The sequence below is a fragment of the Pseudomonas sp. JY-Q genome (assembly GCF_001655295.1).
In the GTDB taxonomy this organism is placed as follows: domain Bacteria; phylum Pseudomonadota; class Gammaproteobacteria; order Pseudomonadales; family Pseudomonadaceae; genus Aquipseudomonas; species Aquipseudomonas alloputida.
This window is the reverse complement of the sequence record NZ_CP011525.1, coordinates 4602374-4620369: the sequence shown is the minus strand read 5'-3', so window position 1 is coordinate 4620369 and position 17996 is coordinate 4602374. Positions and strand designations below refer to the sequence as shown.

General features: G+C 63.5%; 15 protein-coding genes. 5 read left to right on the top strand and 10 right to left on the bottom strand.

Annotated elements, in window-relative coordinates; all coding sequences use genetic code 11:
* From AA098_RS20840 to AA098_RS20820, 5 genes are all read right to left on the bottom strand, one after another.
* Complete coding sequence (locus AA098_RS20840) at nt 1–1248, bottom strand: FAD-binding oxidoreductase (protein ID WP_064614965.1); 1248 nt, start codon at nt 1246–1248, stop codon at nt 1–3.
* Nucleotides 1249–1250: 2 nt separating this feature from the next.
* Nucleotides 1251–2828, bottom strand: a complete 1578-nt coding sequence (locus AA098_RS20835; RefSeq protein ID WP_064614964.1) for an aldehyde dehydrogenase (NADP(+)) — start codon at nt 2826–2828, stop codon at nt 1251–1253.
* Between the two features lie 152 nt (nt 2829–2980).
* The gene (locus AA098_RS20830) at nt 2981–3928 is read right to left on the bottom strand and encodes a dihydrodipicolinate synthase family protein (RefSeq protein WP_003254709.1); all 948 of its coding nucleotides are present in this window, start codon (nt 3926–3928) and stop codon (nt 2981–2983) included.
* Nucleotides 3929–3974: 46 nt separating this feature from the next.
* A complete protein-coding gene (locus AA098_RS20825) occupies nt 3975–4901 on the bottom strand; it encodes a 4-hydroxyproline epimerase (protein ID WP_014860702.1) in 927 nt (308 codons plus the stop codon).
* Nucleotides 4902–4924: 23 nt separating this feature from the next.
* Nucleotides 4925–6538 (bottom strand): APC family permease, encoded by a 1614-nt coding sequence (locus AA098_RS20820; RefSeq protein ID WP_012051492.1) that lies wholly within the window; start codon nt 6536–6538, stop codon nt 4925–4927.
* A gap of 377 nt (nt 6539–6915) precedes the next feature.
* On the opposite strand from AA098_RS20820, the gene AA098_RS20815 reads away from it, so the two are divergent.
* On the top strand, nt 6916–7698 hold the full coding sequence (locus AA098_RS20815; RefSeq protein ID WP_003254703.1) for an AraC family transcriptional regulator: 783 nt from the start codon (nt 6916–6918) through the stop codon (nt 7696–7698).
* Here the strand turns inward: AA098_RS20815 and AA098_RS20810 are convergent.
* Nucleotides 7686–8573 carry a LysR family transcriptional regulator gene (locus AA098_RS20810; protein ID WP_003254701.1) on the bottom strand — a complete coding sequence of 296 codons (888 nt, stop codon included), beginning with the start codon at nt 8571–8573 and terminating at the stop codon, nt 7686–7688. The two genes, AA098_RS20815 and AA098_RS20810, sit on opposite strands and share 13 nt — an antisense overlap.
* A gap of 141 nt (nt 8574–8714) precedes the next feature.
* On the opposite strand from AA098_RS20810, the gene moaB reads away from it, so the two are divergent.
* A complete protein-coding gene (gene moaB / locus AA098_RS20805; RefSeq protein ID WP_003254698.1) occupies nt 8715–9233 on the top strand; it encodes a molybdenum cofactor biosynthesis protein B in 519 nt (172 codons plus the stop codon).
* Between the two features lie 46 nt (nt 9234–9279).
* Here the strand turns inward: moaB and AA098_RS20800 are convergent, their stop codons facing one another.
* Nucleotides 9280–10179, bottom strand: a complete 900-nt coding sequence (locus AA098_RS20800; protein ID WP_047604273.1) for a bestrophin family protein — start codon at nt 10177–10179, stop codon at nt 9280–9282.
* 20 nt (nt 10180–10199) lie between these two features.
* Entirely contained in the window at nt 10200–11204 is a 1005-nt protein-coding gene (moaA, locus tag AA098_RS20795) for a GTP 3',8-cyclase MoaA (protein ID WP_003254695.1), read from the bottom strand.
* Between the two features lie 222 nt (nt 11205–11426).
* Between moaA and AA098_RS20790 the strand changes: the two genes are divergently transcribed.
* Nucleotides 11427–13757 (top strand): FdhF/YdeP family oxidoreductase, encoded by a 2331-nt coding sequence (locus AA098_RS20790; protein WP_004575723.1) that lies wholly within the window; start codon nt 11427–11429, stop codon nt 13755–13757.
* Between the two features lie 109 nt (nt 13758–13866).
* Here the strand turns inward: AA098_RS20790 and AA098_RS20785 are convergent, their stop codons facing one another.
* The gene (locus tag AA098_RS20785) at nt 13867–14328 is read right to left on the bottom strand and encodes an Lrp/AsnC family transcriptional regulator (protein ID WP_003254691.1); all 462 of its coding nucleotides are present in this window, start codon (nt 14326–14328) and stop codon (nt 13867–13869) included.
* Nucleotides 14329–14420: 92 nt separating this feature from the next.
* Between AA098_RS20785 and AA098_RS20780 the strand changes: the two genes are divergently transcribed.
* A complete protein-coding gene (locus AA098_RS20780; protein WP_064614963.1) occupies nt 14421–15602 on the top strand; it encodes a PLP-dependent aspartate aminotransferase family protein in 1182 nt (393 codons plus the stop codon).
* 808 nt (nt 15603–16410) lie between these two features.
* Here AA098_RS20780 and AA098_RS20775 read toward each other — a convergent pair.
* Entirely contained in the window at nt 16411–16647 is a 237-nt protein-coding gene (locus AA098_RS20775; RefSeq protein ID WP_003254689.1) for a YdcH family protein, read from the bottom strand.
* Between the two features lie 173 nt (nt 16648–16820).
* Between AA098_RS20775 and AA098_RS20770 the strand changes: the two genes are divergently transcribed.
* Complete coding sequence (locus tag AA098_RS20770) at nt 16821–17801, top strand: IS5 family transposase (protein ID WP_064613796.1); 981 nt, start codon at nt 16821–16823, stop codon at nt 17799–17801.
* Nucleotides 17802–17996: the final 195 nt, after the last annotated feature.

Below are 17996 nucleotides of genomic sequence, written 5' to 3'. Positions count from 1 at the left end.
CTAAAACCGGTCCAGTCGGTATGCACCCATTTCAGGCCCACCAGCCTGCCCAGCCAACCGCCCCACCCATTCCGCCGTCACCGCTGCCTGGGTCAACCCCAGGTGTTGATGCCCAAACGCCAACAGCACCCGCCCATCGCACACCCTGTCGATCACCGGCAGCGAGTCCGGCAACGAAGGCCTGAAACCCATCCACGGTGTTGCTCCTTCGACGCTCAAGTCGTGCCGGAACAACCCCTTGCTCAACCGGTGCAACTGCCACGCCCGCTGCATGCTCGGCGGTGCCTGCAGCCCGGCAAACTCCACTGTGCCAGCCAGGCGCAAACCTTCGACCATGGGCGTCATGATGAATTTGCGCTCAAGCGAGGTGACTGCAAACGGCAGGCGCTGGTGCTCACCCGGCAACATCAGGTGGTAGCCGCGTTCGGTATCCAGCGGCACTCGCGTGCCTGTCAGCGCGGCAGTCAGTTTTGCAGAATGGGCGCCACAGCTGACAAGCACCTGGCGGGCATTGAGCATGCCTTGGTCGCTGGCAAGGCTCACGCCGGCACTGTGCAACTGCCCGCCATCGACCTGCGCCTGGACAAAGCGCACCCCACTGGCCTTGGCCGCTTCGAACAATTCGCACACCACCCGATAAGGGTCGATGAAGTGCCCGGTGCACGGGAAGAACAGGCCGCCTAACAGTGACGGGCTGAGTTGCGGCGCTGCTTCGCGCACGGTTTCGGCCGACCAGAAGTCCACCGGTACCGCCTGCTGTTGCATGCGTGTGCGCAAGGCCTCCAACGCCTGGCGTGACTCAGGCTTCTCGAACACCAGCAACGAACCATCCTCTTGAAACAACTCGCTGCGCCCGATCGAGCCCAACAGCCGTTGCCAGGCGCCCAGGCTGCCTTCGTTCAGCGTGCGGATGCCCGCCACGCTGCGCTGGAACGGCGCCGGGCGCAGGTTGAGCAGCAGCCGGGTGAACCACGGCATGGCCTTGGGCAGGTATTTCCAGTCCAGGCGCAGCGGGCCCATCGGGTCGAGCAGCATGCGAGGCAGGCGCTTGAGGATCGACAGGTCGGCAATCGGGAACACTTGCTCGGTTGCCAGGTGCCCGGCATTGCCGAAGGACGCGCCAAGGCCGGGTGCCTGGCGGTCGACCAGGGTTACCCGACGGCCCTGGCGGGCCAGTTGCAAGGCACAGGCGACGCCGACGATGCCTGCGCCGACCACGGCAATATCGGTTTCAGCGGTTTCGAGCATGCTCAGCCTTCCCGTTTGCCGTCTAGCAGGCGCCGCAGCTGCAGCGGGTTGCCGTGTTTCAATGCCTGCGGCAGCAGCGCATCGGGGAAGTCCTGATAGCAAACCGGGCGCAGGAAACGCAGGATCGCCGCGGTGCCCACCGAGGTGGTGCGGGCATCGGAAGTGGCCGGGAACGGCCCGCCGTGGACCATGGCATCGCACACCTCGACGCCGGTCGGCCAGCCATTGACCAGAATGCGCCCGGCCTTGCGCTCAAGGGTGGGGAGCAGGGCGCGAGCGCTTTCGATGTCGGCCTCGTCCAGTTGCAGGGTGGCGGTCAGCTGACCTTCCAGGTGTTCGGCTACCTGGCGGACCTGCTCAGCGTCGGTGCAGGCAACGACCAGCGACGCTGCACCGAACACTTCAGCCTGCAACGCCGGGTCGGCGAGAAACGCTTCGGCCTGGGTCACGAACAACTGTGCCTGGCACTGGTTGGGGCCCTGATCGGTTTGGCCACTGGCGATGGTTTGGGCACAGGGGTTGTCTGCCAGGGCTGCGATACCGGCCTGGTAGGCACTGAAAATGCCGGGGGTGAGCATGGTTTGGGCGGGGGCCTGCTGCACGTAACCGGCGGCTGCAGTGATGAACCGCTGCAGTGCCGGCCCCTGCCGGGCGATTACCAGGCCAGGGTTGGTGCAGAACTGGCCGGCGCCCTGGGTCAGCGAGGCGACGAAACCTTGTGCCAGTGCTTCGGCACGGGCTTGCAGGGCGGCGTCGAACAGGAACACCGGGTTGATCGAACTCATTTCGGCATACACCGGGATGGGCTCCGGGCGCGCCTGGGCGGCTTGGCACAGCGCCATGCCACCGCTGCGCGAGCCGGTGAAACCAACGGCCTTGATACGTGGGTCGCTGACCAGGGCAATGCCCACTTCGCGGCCCGAGCCATAAAGCAGCGAGAACACACCCTCCGGTAAGCCGCACTGCTTCACTGCTTGCGCCACTGCCTGGCCGACCAGCTCACTGGTGCCGGGATGGGCACTGTGGGCCTTGACCACCACGGGGCAGCCAGCGGCCAATGCCGACGCGGTGTCACCACCGGCCACCGAGAAGGCCAGCGGGAAATTGCTGGCGCCGAACACGGCGACTGGCCCCAGGGCCACCTGGCGCTGGCGCAGATCAGCGCGGGGAAGGGGCTGGCGCTCAGGCAGGGCGCTGTCGACCCGCACGTCCAGCCATTCGCCGGCCCGCACTACACGGGCAAAGGTGCGTAGCTGGGTGCAGGTACGGCCACGCTCGCCCTGAATGCGCGCCTTGGGCAGGCCGGTTTCGGCCACGGCGCGGTCGATCAGGGCATCGCCGAGGGCCTCGATCTGTGTGGCGATGGCTTCAAGGAAGTCTGCTCGTTGTTCGAGCGAGGTTTCGCGGTAGGCGTCGAATGCCGCCCAGGCCAGCGCGCAGGCCTGGGCCACGTGTTCGCCGGTGCCGCCGAGGTAGGCCGGCTCCAACGTCTGACCGGTGGCTGGGTCGATGGCACGGATGGCGTCGCGGCTGCCGGTTACCGGCCTCTGGCCGATCAGCAGGTTGCCTGTGAGGGGCATGTAGCCTCCTTGGATATCTAATGCAGATGCATGGGGGGGATTACGACCCCTGTAGGAGCGGGTTCACCCGCGAACACCGGCGAAGCCGGTGCCATGCACCGGGTCGCCTGATTCGCGGGCACGCCCGCCCCCACAGGGAGAGCAGTGGCTGCTCAGGCGATGTTCTGCTCAGCCGACCAGCTGGCGTACCAGCTGCGGAACAGCGCGTACTGCTGTTCGGCATAGTTGCGCTGGGCGTCGGTCAGGACGTCGGTCTCGTTGAAGTGCAGGCTGTACTCGGTGTCGCCGTTGAGCACCATCAAGTGCTTGTAATACAACACCAGGTCGCAGCCTTCATCGAACGACGACAGCACCGCCAGCGCCGCTTCCAGCTCGCGCGCCAGGCGGCGGGCACGGGCGTCGCCTTTGGCGGCCTGTTTGCTCAGGCTCACCAGTTGCAGCACTTCGCGCGGCAGCGCGTTGCCGATGCCGGTGATGGCGCCGGTGGCGTTGCAGTTGACGAAGCCATGCACCACCTGGGTGTCGACACCGACCATCAGGGTGACATCGTCATCCTTGGAGGTGATGTGCTCGGCGGCGTAGCGCAGGTCGGCGCCACCGCCGAACTCCTTGAAACCGATCAGGTTGGGGAACGCGCTACGCAGTTCGAAGAACAGGTCGGCGCGGGTGGCAAAACCGTAGTAGGGGCTGTTGTAGATCACCGCCGGCAGCTTCGGCGCGGCAGCCAGGATGGCCGAGAAGTGATGCTTCTGGGCGATCAGCGAGGCGCCGCGGCTGAGCACGCGAGGGATGACCATCAGGCCGGCGGCACCGACCTTGGCGGCGTGGGCGGCATGCGACACTGCCTCACGGGTGTTGACTGCGCCCGTGCCGACGATGGTCGGGATACCGGCCGCCACCAGGCGCGCCACGCCTTCCTGGCGCTCGGCCTCGGTCAGCAGCGGCCAGTCACCCATCGAGCCGCAGTACACCACCGCGCTCATGCCGGCTTCGATCAGTTCGCGGCCCTTGCGCACCAAGGCGTCGAAGTCCGGCTTGCGCTCGGCGGTGCATGGGGTCATCAGGGCGGGCATGGTGCCGGTGAAAATGTTGTTGGTCATTGTTGTTACTCCTGGCGAAATTGGGTTTGGTCAAAAGGCCGGGGGCTCAGATGCCCCAGGCGAACGGGTCCTGTTCGTCGATCAGCAGGGTGCTGTCGGCGGTCATGTGGGCGCGGCCGGTGATGAACGGTCGAATACGCTCGCCGTCGCGCTCGTAACGGCCGTGAAACTGGCTGCCGGTGATACTGGCCTGTACCCAGGTCTGGCCTTCGGCAAGCGTGCCGTCGGCGGCCAGGCAGGCCAGCTTGGCGCTGGTGCCGGTGCCGCATGGGGAGCGGTCGTAGGCCTTGCCGGGGCACATCACGAAGTTGCGGCTGTCGGCGTTGGCGTCGTCGGCGAACAGCTCGACATGGTCGATGGGCGCGCCGTTTTCGCCGGTGATGCCTTGGGCTTCGAGCGCCTTGAGCATGGCCCAGGTGTACTCGGTCAACACCTCGCGGTTATCCAGCTCGATGCGCTGGCCGTGTTCGGCAACGAGGAAGAACCAGTTGCCGCCCCAGGCGATGTCGCCGTGCACCACGCCATGGCCGGGCACATTCACCGCCACATGCTGGCGGTAGCGGTAGGAGGGCACGTTGGCGACGGTGATGGCGCCGTCTTCATGCAGGGTGGCGCTGACCTGGCCGACCGGAGTGTCGATCTTGTGCACACCCGGTGCGATCAGGCCCAGGTGCTGTAGCGAGGCGACCAGGCCGATGGTGCCGTGGCCGCACATGTTCAGGTAACCGGCGTTGTTGAAGAAGATCACCCCGCAGGTGGCGTCGGCCGACACTGGCGGGCAGTACAGTGCGCCAACCAGCACATCGTTGCCGCGTGGCTCCAGCAGGCAGGCGCGGCGCCACCGGTCGTGCAGCTCGCGCAGTTCGTCGCGCTGTTCGGCCATGCTGCGGCCGTGCAGTTGCGGAAAGCCCTTCATCACCAGGCGGGTTGGTTCGCCGCCAGTGTGGGAGTCGATGACGTGAATCTGTTTCATGGGCTTGTCCCTTGCGTAAAAGATCAGGAAGCGACGGCAGCAGGGCGGCCGGTATAGGTTTCAGCGCAGGCTTCGCTTTCGTCCTCGCCTTCCAGGCGCACCAGGTGGGCAGGCACGCCAGTGGCCGCGCCCCAGTAGTAGATGCCCAGCGCGCAGGCCGCCACGACCACGGTGTCGAATGGGTGGCCGATGACGCCCAAGCCGCCGAAGCTGCCCAGCCACGACAGCAGGATGGTCAGCGCATAGAACCCGATCAGCCACGCCGACGAGCGAACTTGCTGGGCCAGCGACAGGTGCTGGGTGGGTACGAAACGGCTACACAGCAGGTACAGCACGAACATCACGATCTGCAGGGCCAGCAGCCACGACACGGTGTTCCAGCCCGACCAGTACACGATCAGCGCGGCGATGATGAACGACAGCGGGCCGAGCACAGCCATGCCCTTGACCCGGAACGGGCGCGGCATGTGTGGTGCATTGCGGCGCAGGGCGGCGACGCTGACCGGCGCTACGGCGTAGCTCAGTACCAGAGCGGCGGACACCACGTTGATCAGCGCTTCCCACGATGGGAAGGGCAGGGTCCAGAACACCGACAGGCCAAATGTCAGCCACAGGGCCGGGCGCGGGATGCCGGACTCTGCATCGATGCGGGTGAAGTACTTGAAGAAGGTGCCGGTCTGCGCCCAGCCATAGATCACGCGCGGGGTGGCGTTCATGTAGATGTTGCCGCAGCCGCTTGGCGAGATCACTGCGTCGGCCACCACCAGGTAGGCCAGCCAGCCCACACCCAGCGCCAGGGCGATGTCACGGTAGGGCAGGGCCAGTTCCTTGGTCACGCTGGCCCAGCCGTTGGCCAACATTTCGGTCGGCACGCTGCCGAGGAAGGCCAGTTGCAGCAAAGCGTAGATCGCGGTGGACAGCAACACCGAAAGAATCAGCGCAATCGGGATGGTGCGCTGCGGGTTCTTGACCTCGCTGGCCACCGAAATGATCGGCGTCAGGCCGAGGTAGGCGAAGATGATGCCGCCGGCGGATACGGCCATTTCCACCCCGGACAGGCCGAACGGGGCAAAGCCCTGGACCTCGAAGTTTTCTGGCTTGAAGAAGGTGAACAGCACGCCGATCACCAGCAGCGGCACGATGAACTTGAACACGCTGACCAGGTTGTTGGCCTTGGCGAAGGTTTTCACGCTGCGGTAGTTGAGGAAGAAGAACAGCCCCAACAGGGCGAACTGCACCAGCCAGCCGAGCACGGTTGGGTCGCTGGAGCCGGCCTTGGTCAGCCCGGGGAACCAGGCGGCGGCGTATTGGCGTGAGGCGACCACTTCGATGGCGATCAGGCTGGAAAAGGCGATCAGGGTGATGAAACCCATCAGGTAGCCGAGCAGTGGGCCGTGCGAGTAAACCGGGTAGCGCACCACGCCGCCGGCACGTGGCAGGGCGGCGCCCAGCTCGCAGTAGACGATACCCAGCAGCAGTACGGCGAACCCGCCGAGAAACCAGGAGAGGATGCCGGCCGGGCCGGCGATGGCCGACACGTGGCTGGCGGCGAACAGCCAGCCGGAGCCGAAAATGGCCCCTAGGCCGATGAAGGTGAGGTCCAGCAGTGATAACTGTTTTTTGAATTTGCCTGACATGGGTTCGCCTTTTTGTTGGTTATTGGATAGGCAGGTCTGATGTCACGAGATGCGGCTTTTTGGGCCGCGCTCTTGTAGGACTTGGGCGGCTTGCGTGGGGCATAGAGTGAACCGGTCGGGGCGGCGGTTCTTGATGGTTTTCTGCAAGGGGGATGACGAAATCGGCACAGTTGCAGAAAAACAGTGGTAAGGCGCAAAGCGGGGGGATAGGCTCAAAGCCATACCGGATAAGGGTTTGAGAGATGCAGTGCTAGTGCCGGCCCTTTCGCGGGTGAACCCGCTCCCACAGGCACCGCACAGGATTCGAAATCTGTGGGGGCCCTGTAGGAGCGGGTTCACCCGCGAAGAGGCCGGCCCAGCCAGCAGAGAACCGACAGATGACCGACGCCCCCCTGGCAACCCTCTACCAGTCTCTCGACCAGCACCGCCCCGCCACCCTCGAGGCCCTGCTCGCCGGCGTATCGCTGTTGCTGCCGATGCTCGACGCCATCCCCAACGCCGCAATCTTCATCAAGGACCCGGCCGCCCGCTACGTGCTGGCCAACAACACCTTGGTCCAGCGCTGCGGCCTCAAGCGCTTGCAACCGCTGCTGGGCAAGACCAGCGCCGAAGTGTTCCCGGCACAGCTGGGCCCTGGGTACACCGAGCAGGACCGCCGGGTGCTCAAGGAAGGGATGGTGCTGGAGGACCAACTGGAGCTGCACCTGTACGGCAGCCGTGAACCCGGCTGGTGCCTGACCCACAAGCGCCCGCTGTACAACCAGGCGGGCGAGATCATCGGCCTGGTCGGCATCTCGGTCGACTTGCAGTCAGCCGCCGACAGCCACCCCGCCTATCAACGCCTGGCCGCAGTGGACGAGCACATTCGCCAGCATTTTCACCAGCCGATCAGCATGGGCGAGCTAACCCGCATCGCCGGTATCTCCGTGGCCCAGCTGGAGCGCTATTGCAAGCGGGTGTTCCACCTCACGCCCCGGCAGATGATCCACAAGGCGCGCCTGGAGCATGCCCATCGCCTGCTGCATTCGGAGCTGCCGATCACTGAAGTGGCGATGCGCTGCGGCTACACTGACCACAGCGCTTTCAGCCGCCAGTTCAAGCAACTGACCGGCTTTACGCCACGCCAGTATCGCCAGGCTACCGCCGATCAGGTGGCCTGAAACAACCCCCGGGCCTCGGCAAAGCATTGCTCGGCAATCGCCGAGCGCGGCTCGCTGCGGCGCAGCAGCAGGCCGACCGGGCTGTGGATGGCGGCGTCGGCCACCGGTACGATGCGCAGGTGCTCGCTGAGGTCTTCCAGGCCGCAGTCCAGTGGCATGATCGCGCAACATATGCCGGTGTTGATGGCCTGGATAAGCTGGAAGCTCGAGTCGCTCTCAAGCACCGCATTGGGCTCCAGACCACGGCTGCGGAAGCTCAGGTCCAGCGACTGGCGGTAGTGCATGCCTTTGCTCAACAGCCCCAGCGGAATATCACCGAGCTCATCCCAGCGCAGCCGGTCGCTGGCGAACTGGAAGTGCCGTGTATCGTGCAGCAGGCCCATGGTGGTGGTGCCGAGTTCGATCACTTCGAAGAAGCTGGTGTTGACCTGGTCCAGGTAGCAGATACCCAGGTCGAGCTGGTTGCGGCTGAGGCCGTCGATGACCTGTTCCGAACTCAGCGAGCTGAGCTGAAAGTGCAGTTCGGGGTATTTTTCGCGCAGGGGCAGCAGCAGGTGCATGGGGTTGAAACTGGCCAGCGGCACCGTGCCCAGGCGCAGGCTGCCGACCACCTGGCCACGGCAACTGGCAGCCTCGGCCTGCAGGCCGTCATGGGCAGCGAGCAGGGTACGGGCCCAGGCCAGGATGCGCTCGCCGGCCTCGGTGAAACCTTCGAAGCGCTGGCCCCGCTTGACCAGCACCAGGTCCAGTTCGTCTTCCAGGTTGCGCAGGCGCATGGACAGCGTCGGTTGGGTGATATGGCACAGCGCCGCCGCCTGGCCGAAGTGGCGGGTCTGGTCGAGGGCGATGAGGAACTTGAGCTGCTTGATGTCCATGGAAGTGCCTGGCGTCTGGTTATGCAGACCTTAACCCACGTCTGCGATAGATGTCATTGATCGGCCGGTACGTCATATCGATTGGACGCCTCTGGGGGTATGCCTCTAGCGTGGTGAAAATGCCCTTCAAGGAGCTTCACCGTGCGCGTCCAACTTGATGCGGTCTTCGTACCGCTGAACATCGCCGTGCTGACTGTCAGCGACACCCGTACCTACGACAACGATACTTCCGGCGCGCTGCTGGCCAACCGCTCGGTCGAGGTCGGTCACCGGCTGGTGGCGCGAGCGCTGCTCAAGGACGACCTGTACAAGATCCGCGCTCAGGTGGCCAGCTGGATTGCCGATGAACAGGTGCAGGTGGTGCTGATCACCGGCGGTACCGGCTTTACCGGGCGCGACAGCACACCCGAAGCGGTCGAGTGCCTGCTGGACAAGCGTATCGATGGGTTTGGCGAGTTGTTCCGGGCATTGTCGATTCTCGATATTGGCAGCTCGACCGTGCAGAGCCGGGCGTTGGCCGGGTTGTCCAACCGCACGTTGGTGTGCTGCCTGCCGGGCTCGACCGGGGCCTGCCGCACCGCCTGGGAAGGCATTCTGGCCGAGCAGCTGGATGCACGGCACCGGCCCTGCAACTTCGTCAAACACCTGTTGCCGATGTAGGAGCGGGTTTACCCGCGAAGAGGCCAGAACAGGCAACCACCCACCGTCAGCTCAACACATACCCCACCGGCAACAAGGCGGGAGGTAGCTGCTGTTCCCCTAGCCCGGCCAGCACATCGCGCTCCACAGTCCGCACCATGGCATCGGTCGGCAGATCGTTCTCATCGCGCCCGAACGGGTCTTCCAGCTCGTTGCCGATCGCATCCAGCCCGAAGAACGTGTACCCCACGATGGTGGTGAACAGCGGTGCCAGCCAGCCCAGTGGCTCGGCCAGGGCAAACGGCAGCAGCAGGCAGAAAATGTAGATAGTACGGTGCAGCAGCAGCGTGTAGGGGAACGGCAAGGGTGTGCCCTTGATCCGCTCACAGGTGGCCTGCACTTCGGTCAGGCCCACCAGGCGCTGCTCCAGCAGGTTGTAGCGCCATTCGCTGATCTGTTGCTGTGCGGCCAACCGTGAACAGTGTTCGCCGATTTCACGCAGGATGCCGTCGCACACATTGTGCGGGCTGATCGCATCGGCCCTGGCCAGCCACGGCCTGGCAGCTGCCCGTTCGTCCTCGTTACGCAGCCGGGCATTGAGTGCATGGGCGAAACCACACAGGTTTCGCAGCAGTTCGGCGCGCAGTGTTTCGTCGGTAATCGCCACGCTTTCCCGCACGAACGAGCGGGTTTCGATAATCAGTTTGCCCCAGGCCTTGCGCCCCTCCCACCAACGGTCGTAGCACGCATTGTTTCGAAAGCTCATGAAGATCGACAGCGACAGGCCCAGCAAGGTGAACGGCGTGGCGCTGACCGGGTAGAAATACGTCGGGAAATGCCGCTCGACCAGCACGATCAGCGCGGCCAGCAGTGTCACCATCAGGCAACGCAGGGCAATGCGTTTGACGATCGATCCCTTGAGGGTGAACAACACGCGCAACACATCGGTGGAGGGGGGGACGATCATGGAAATCCAAAGACGGCTGCTCAGCCGCCGGTCATGTTCATGAAGCGCAGGATCTGCACATCGCCACCGACTTCGAAGTGATGGCGATAGGGCTTGAGGTGCAGCGAATCGCGAATGGCCTTTTCCAGGCGTTCGGGGTTGCCCGGGTGGGCGCGCAGCACGTGCTTGAGGTCGACCGAGTGTTCGTTGCCCAGGCACAGCAGCAGGCGGCCTTCTACGGTAAGGCGCACGCGGTTGCAGGTGGCGCAGAAGTTGTGGCTGTGCGGGGAAATGAAGCCGACCCGGGTGTTCGCGGCTTCGGCCAGGCGCCAGTAGCGGGCCGGCCCCATGGACGACTCTGTCGATTCGACCAGCGTGAACTGCTCGGCCAGGCGTGCCCGTACTTCATCGCTGGAGCAGAACGATTCGCCACGTTCATGCTCGCTTATTACCCCCAGCGGCATTTCCTCGATGAAGGTGATGTCCAGCTCGCGTTCGATGGCAAAGCGCACCAGATCGACCAGTTCATGGTCGTTGCGGCCTTTGAGTACCACGCAGTTGAGCTTGGTGCGTTTGAAACCGGCCTGGCGTGCGGCGTCGATGCCGGCGATTACCTGGGCTAGGTCGCCGGTGCGGGTCAGCTGCTTGAAACGGTCGGCATCCAGGCTATCCAGGCTGATGTTCAGGCGTGTCACCCCGGCGTCGAACAGCGGCTGAGCCAGGCGCCCGAGTTGCGAGCCGTTGCTGGTCAGGCACAGCTCGCGCAGGCCGGGCAGGGCGGCGATGCGCCCGCACAGGTCGACGATGCCCTGGCGTACCAGTGGCTCGCCACCCGTCAGGCGGATCTTTCGGGTGCCCAGCGCGACGAAGCGTTCGGCCACCTGGAACAGTTCTTCGAGGCTGAGGATTTGCTGGCGCGGCAGAAACTGCATGTCTTCGGCCATGCAGTACACGCAACGGAAGTCACAGCGGTCGGTGACCGACATCCGCAGGTAGTCGATTTTCCGGTTGAAGCCGTCGATCAGGGCCCGGCTGTTCTGTTCCACGTTCGCACTCGAATGGGTTGGGACATGACTCCAAGCTATAACCTGGCCGCAAGGCCGTCAAATTGCTTTGCCTGACCGGTTGATCGATGGCCTCTATCGCCTGGGACAGCCTCTGGCAGCCATGATCGAAACCGCTTATCACGCCGTAAGATCTTTCGATTGGACGCTCCTTCCCACGCTCCATAGGCTGGAAAAAAGCATCGAAGCGTGAGGATTCATCGCATGAGCCAGGACGAACACATCAGGGACTACAAGGGCGCCGCTGCCGGCTGGGGGGCGCTCAAAAGCGTGACCAAGAGCTGGCTGGGCAGCGACAACGCCTTCAAGAACCTGCGGGCCATGCTCAAGACCAACCAGAACGGCGGTTTCGACTGCCCCGGCTGTGCCTGGGGCGAGTCGCCGGAAAGCGACATGGTCAAGTTCTGCGAAAACGGCGCCAAGGCGGTCAACTGGGAAGCCACCGGCCGCTCGGTCGACCCGGCTTTCTTCGCCAAATACAGCGTCAGCGCGCTGAAGGAGCAGACCGACTACTGGCTTGAATACCAGGGCCGCCTCACCCACCCGATGCGCTACGACGCCGCCACCGACCACTATGTCGAAACCACCTGGCAGGAGGCCTTCGAGCTGGTCGCCAGGCACCTGCGTGCGCTGCAGTCGCCGGATGAAGCCGAATTCTACACCTCGGGCCGGGCCAGCAACGAAGCGGCGTTCCTTTACCAGCTGTTCGTGCGTGCCTACGGCACCAACAACTTCCCGGATTGCTCGAACATGTGCCACGAAGCCAGCGGCGCGGGCATGTCGGAAACCCTCGGGGTGGGCAAGGGCACCGTGGTGTTCCACGATCTGGAGCTGGCCGACGCGATATTCGTCATCGGGCAGAACCCCGGCACCAACCACCCGCGCATGCTCGAACCCCTGCGCGAAGCGGTCAAGCGTGGCGCCCAGGTCGTCTGCTTCAACCCGCTGAAAGAGCGTGGCCTTGAGCGCTTCCAGCACCCGCAGCACCCGTTCGAAATGCTCAGCAACGGCTCCGAGCCGACCTCCAGCGCCTACTTCCGCCCGGCCTTGGGTGGGGACATGGCGGCAATGCGCGGTATTGCCAAGTACTTGTTGCAATGGGAGCGCGAGGCACAGGCCAAGGGCGAGCCGGCGGTGTTCGACCATGCCTTCATCGCCGAGCACACCAGCGGCGTCGACGATTACCTGGCGGCGGTGGACGCCACGTCCTGGGAGCACATCGTCAAACAATCGGGCTTGACCCTGGCCGAGATCGAGCTGGCCGCCCGCATGTACCGCAAGGCCGAGCGGGTCATCATGTGCTGGGCCATGGGCGTCACACAGCACCGCCATTCGGTGCCGACCGTGCAGGAAATCGTCAACCTGCAGCTGCTGCGCGGCAACGTCGGTAAGCCCGGCGCAGGCCTGTCGCCGGTGCGTGGCCACAGTAACGTGCAGGGTGACCGTACCATGGGCATTGACGAGAAACCCTCGGCGGCGCTACTCGATGCCATCGAACAACGTTTCCAGTTCAGTGTGCCGCGTACCCATGGGCACAACGCAGTGTTGGCGATCAAGGCTATGGAAGAGGGGCGGGCCAAGGTGTTCATCGGCCTGGGCGGCAACTTTGCCCAAGCCACCCCGGACACCGCGCGCACCCACGCGGCGCTGCAGAACTGCGCGTTGACCGTGCAGATTTCCACCAAGCTCAACCGCTCGCACCTGGTCACCGGCCGCGATGCGCTGATCCTGCCGTGCCTAGGCCGTACCGAAATCGACCTGCAGGCCGAAGGGCCGCAAGGCGTGACCGTGGAGGACACCTTCAGCATGGTGCACATCTCCAACGGCCAGTTGCGCCCGCGCTCGCCGCATATGCGCTCGGAACCGTGGATCATTGCCGGCATGGCCAAGGCCACGCTGGGCAACCAGCCGATCGACTGGGAGCACGCGGTGGCGGATTACAACCGCATTCGCGACATGATCGCTGACGTGATTCCGGGCTTTACCGGTTTCAATGAACGCTTGAACAGCCCCGGCGGGTTCCACCTTGGCAACAATGCCGCCGATCGCAACTTCCGCACGGCCACGGGCAAAGCCCGCTTCATGCCCCACGCGCTGCCCGAGGAACTGGTCAACGCCAAGGTACTGGCCCGTGGTGACAAGCCCGACCTGATTTTGCAGACCCTGCGTTCGCACGATCAGTACAACACCACCCTGTATGGCCTGGACGACCGCTACCGTGGGGTGTTCGGCCTGCGTGAAGTGGTGTTCGTCAATGAGGCGGACATCCGTCGCCTGGGCTTCGAACCGGGTGAACAGGTAGACCTTGTGTCGTTGTGGGAGGATGGCGTGGAGCGGCGGGTGTCCGGGTTCCGCCTGGTGGCGTATGACGTGCCTGAGGGGCAGGCGGCGGCGTATTACCCGGAAACCAACCCGTTGGTACCGCTGGAAAGTTATGGTGAGGGGACCTATACCCCGACCTCGAAATTCGTGGCGATCAAGGTCGAAAAGGCCAAGGCGGGGAACCGCATTGCGGCGGTGTTGGCCTCGGATTGATGGGGTGCCTGTGCTGGCCTCTTCGCGGGTGAACCCGCTCCTACGGGACCCCACAGCGCTTGAGGTTGAGGTGATCCTGTGAGGTTGCCCGCGAAGAGTCCAGCACCGGTCAGGCGCGATGCACCGGGTAAGCCGTGGTGTACTTCATCTGCTCCATGGCAAAACTGGACGTGATGTTCGACAACCCATCGGTACGGGTAATCAGCTTTTTGTAGAACCGGTCATACGCCGCAATATCACCCACCACCACCCGCAGCATGTAGTCCCAGTCCCCGGACATGCGGTAGCACTCCATCACTTCCTCGAACCCGGTCACCGTCGCAGCAAACTGCTCCAGCCATGCGCTGTCGTGACGCTGGGTCTTGAGCTGGACGAACACGGTGAGTCCCAAGCCTAGCCGTTCGGGGTCCAGCAGGGCGACGCGGCCTAGGATGTAGCCGTCTTCCTCCAGGCGCTTGACCCGCTTCCAGCACGGTGTGGTGGACAGGTTGACGGCCTCGGCCAGGTCCTTCAGCGAGATCGAGGCATCACGCTGTAGCAGGGTAAGAATGTGCTGGTCGAAACTGTCCATATCGCGCGCTGGCCGTGCAGAAAAATATTTCACAGATTACCCCAAGGCCAGATGATTTGGGTTGTGCGATAGTTGCAGCTTTCATTCTGCCAATGGGCCTGACCATGTCCGACAAGCCGCGCAATTTCGCCACCCGTACCATTCACGCCGGCGAGCAGTTCAGCGTTGCCGATAACGCCATTTTTCCGGCCATCGTCACCGCCAGTTCGTTTACCAAGCGCAGCCTGGACGATAAACCGGAATATTCCTACAGCCGCGTCGGCAACCCCACCCGGCATGCGTACGAAACCTGTGTCGCTGCCTTGGAAGAAGGCGTGGGCGCTGTGGCCTGCGCCTCGGGGGTCAATGCCACCGCAACCGTGCTTGAGCTGCTGCCCAAGGATGCCCACGTGGTGGTGATGAACGGCGTGTACGGTGGCACGTTCCGCATCATGGAAGATTACCGCAGCCGCACCTCGGGGCTGACCACCACCTATGTCGATCTCAACGACCTTGAAGCCGTAGCGGCTGCGATCAAGCCGGAAACCCAGCTGATCTGGATCGAGTCGCCGACCAACCCGTTGCTGCACCTGGTCGACATCAAGGCGGTGTGCGACCTGGCCAAGGCCAAGGGCATCCTCACCTGCATCGACAACACCTTCTGCTCGCCGTGGAACCAGCGTCCGATCACCCTGGGTGTGGACCTGGTGATGCACTCGGCCAGCAAGTACATCGGTGGCCACTCCGACCTCACCGGCGGTGTGGTGGTGGCGGCCAATGATGCGTTGCTGGCGCGCCTGCGCCGTATCAGCATGGCGATAGGGGCGGTGCAGGGGCCGTTCGACTGCTACCTGGCCCTGCGCGGTCTGAAGACCCTGGATGTGCGCATGGAGCGCCAGTGTGCCAATGCCCTGCAGGTGGCGCGCTTCCTGGAAGGTCACGCGCAGGTCGAGCAGGTGTATTACCCAGGGCTGGAAAGCCACCCTCAGTATGAGCTGTGCAAACGCCAGATGCGCAGTGGCGGGGCGGTGGTGGCGATGAAAGTGAAAGGCGACCGCGCCGCGCTCAACCGCCTGGTGGAGGCGCTGCAGATCTTTGTCCTGGCCGACTCGCTGGGTGGGGTGGAAAGCATGATCAACCATTCCTGGAGCATGTCGCACTGCTCGCTGAGCCCAGAGCAGAAAGGGGTGATGGGGATCAGCGAGAACCTGTTGCGGTTGTCGGTAGGTATCGAGGATTACCTTGACCTGGTCGAGGACCTGGATGGGGCGTTGAAAGCGCTGGTTGCTGTGTAGGGCTGCAAGCCTCTTCGCGGGCTCGCCCGCTCCTGCAGGTGGTAGGAGCGGGTTTACCCGCGAATACGGAGGCGACGGCAACGGTGAACGGCCAGGGGTATTGGCCAGCAGGCCCGGCCCTTTCGCGGGTAAACCCGCTCCTACGACGGTCTGCACATTGGCGTAGGAGCGGGTTTACCCGCGAATACGGAGGCGACGGCAACGGTGAACGGCCAGGGGTATTGGCCAGCAGGCCCGGCCCTTTCGCGGGTAAACCCGCTCCTACGACGGTCTGCACATTGGCGTAGGAGCGGGTTTACCCGCGAATACGGTAGCGGCGAGAACGGCGAACGGCCAGGGATACTGGCCAGCAGGCCCGGCCCTTTCGCGGGTAAACCCGCTCCTACGACGGTCTGCACATTGGCGTAGGAGCGGGTTTACCCGCGAATACGGTAGCGGCGGCAACGGTGAACGGCCAGGGATACTGGGCAGCAGGCCCGGCCCTTTCGCGGGTGAACCCGCTCCTACGACGGTCTGCACATTGGCGTAGGAGCGGGTTTACCCGCGAATACGGAGGCGACGGCAACGGTGAGTGGCCAGGGACATTGGTCAGCAGGCCCGGCCCTTTCGCGGGTGAACCTGTTTCTACGACGGTCTGCGCGTAGGGGGGGTACCCGCGAATACGGTAGCGACGGCAACGGTGAACGGCCAGGGATACTGGCCAGCAGGCCCGGCCCTTTCGCGGGTGAACCCGCTCCTACGACGGTCTGCACATCGGTGTAGGAGCGGGCTTGCCCGCGAAGAGGCCGGTGGATTCAATAAATGCCTGTCAGGATTTGGGCGGATGAATGATCCGTTCGATCTTGTCCTTGATCAGCAACCTTTCCTTGCGCAGGCGGTTGACGGCCTCGTCGTTGGTGCCGTTGCCTTCGGCGGCTACCACCTCCTTGTCCTTGGCGTTGTACTCCTTGTGCAGTTTGTGCAGGTCCTGATCCTTCTCTATGAGTGCCTGGAATGCATCAGCGGTAACGTGCAGGTCAGCGAGCAGATCGTGCGGAACTGGCATTTCTTCACCTCTGTCAGGGTTGTCGGTAAGGTCCTGACCATTGAGGATAGCTGTCTTTGCGCAGGCTTGTGACGGCGGTTCAGGCTGAATGGCAGCTGAATGGTTTAGGGAAATCCTGAAAAAGACTTCCTGATTTTGGCAAAATACCCGGACTCCACCCGCCGAGTTTTCCGATGAAGCAAATGACCTTCGCCGACGCCGAGTACGCCGGCAAGCGCAAGCAGACCCGCAAAGAGCTGTTCCTGATCGAGATGGATCAGGTGGTGCCGTGGAAGGGGTTGATTGCCCTGATCGAGCCGCACTACCCGAAGGGTGAAGGCGGTCGTCCGGCGTATCCGTTGATGGCGATGCTGCGCATACATCTGATGCAGAATTGGTTTGGCTACAGCGATCCGGCGATGGAGGAAGCGCTGTACGAGACCACCATCCTGCGCCAGTTCGCCGGGTTGAGCCTGGAACGCATTCCTGATGAAACCACCATCCTCAACTTCCGTCGCCTGCTGGAAAAACATGAACTGGCGGCCGGCATCCTCGGTGTGATCAACGGTTACCTGGGTGATCGTGGTCTGTCGCTGCGCCAGGGCACCATCGTCGATGCCACACTGATCCATGCGCCGAGTTCGACCAAGAACAAGGACGGCAAGCGCGACCCGGAAATGCACCAGACCAAGAAAGGCCAGCAGTTCTACTTCGGCATGAAGGCGCACATCGGCGTGGATGACGAGTCGGGCCTGGTGCACAGCGTGGTGGGTACGGCGGCCAACGTTGCGGACGTTACTCAGGTCGACAAGTTGCTGCATGGCGACGAGAACGTGGTTTGTACGGACGCGGGCTACACCGGCGTTGAGAAACGTCCAGAGCATGTCGATCGTAAGGTTATCTGGCAGGTGGCGGCACGCCGCAGCACCTACAAGAAACTCGATAAGCGCAGCGCGTTGTACAAGGCCAAGCGCAAGATCGAGAAGGCCAAGGCCCAGGTGCGCGCCAAGGTCGAGCATCCATTTCGCGTGATCAAGCGGCAGTTTGGCTACACCAAGGTGCGTTTCCGGGGGCTGGTGAAGAACACCGCGCAACTGGTGACGCTGTTCGCCCTGTCGAACCTATGGATGGCACGCCGACATTTACTGACGAATGCAGGAGAGGTGCGCTTGTAATGCAGAAAATGGCGCGGCGAGGTGCTCGCTGGGGCCAGAAACACCGAAATAAGCGGGCGATTTGATCGTTTTTTGATCGGTTTACCGCTTTCAAAATCAGCGTAGGCTGAAGTCAGTCAGAAATACAGGGCTATTTCAGACCATCCTTAGAGATAATTGGTAAAAGACGCGCCCTCACGAAATTGTTACCGAGTT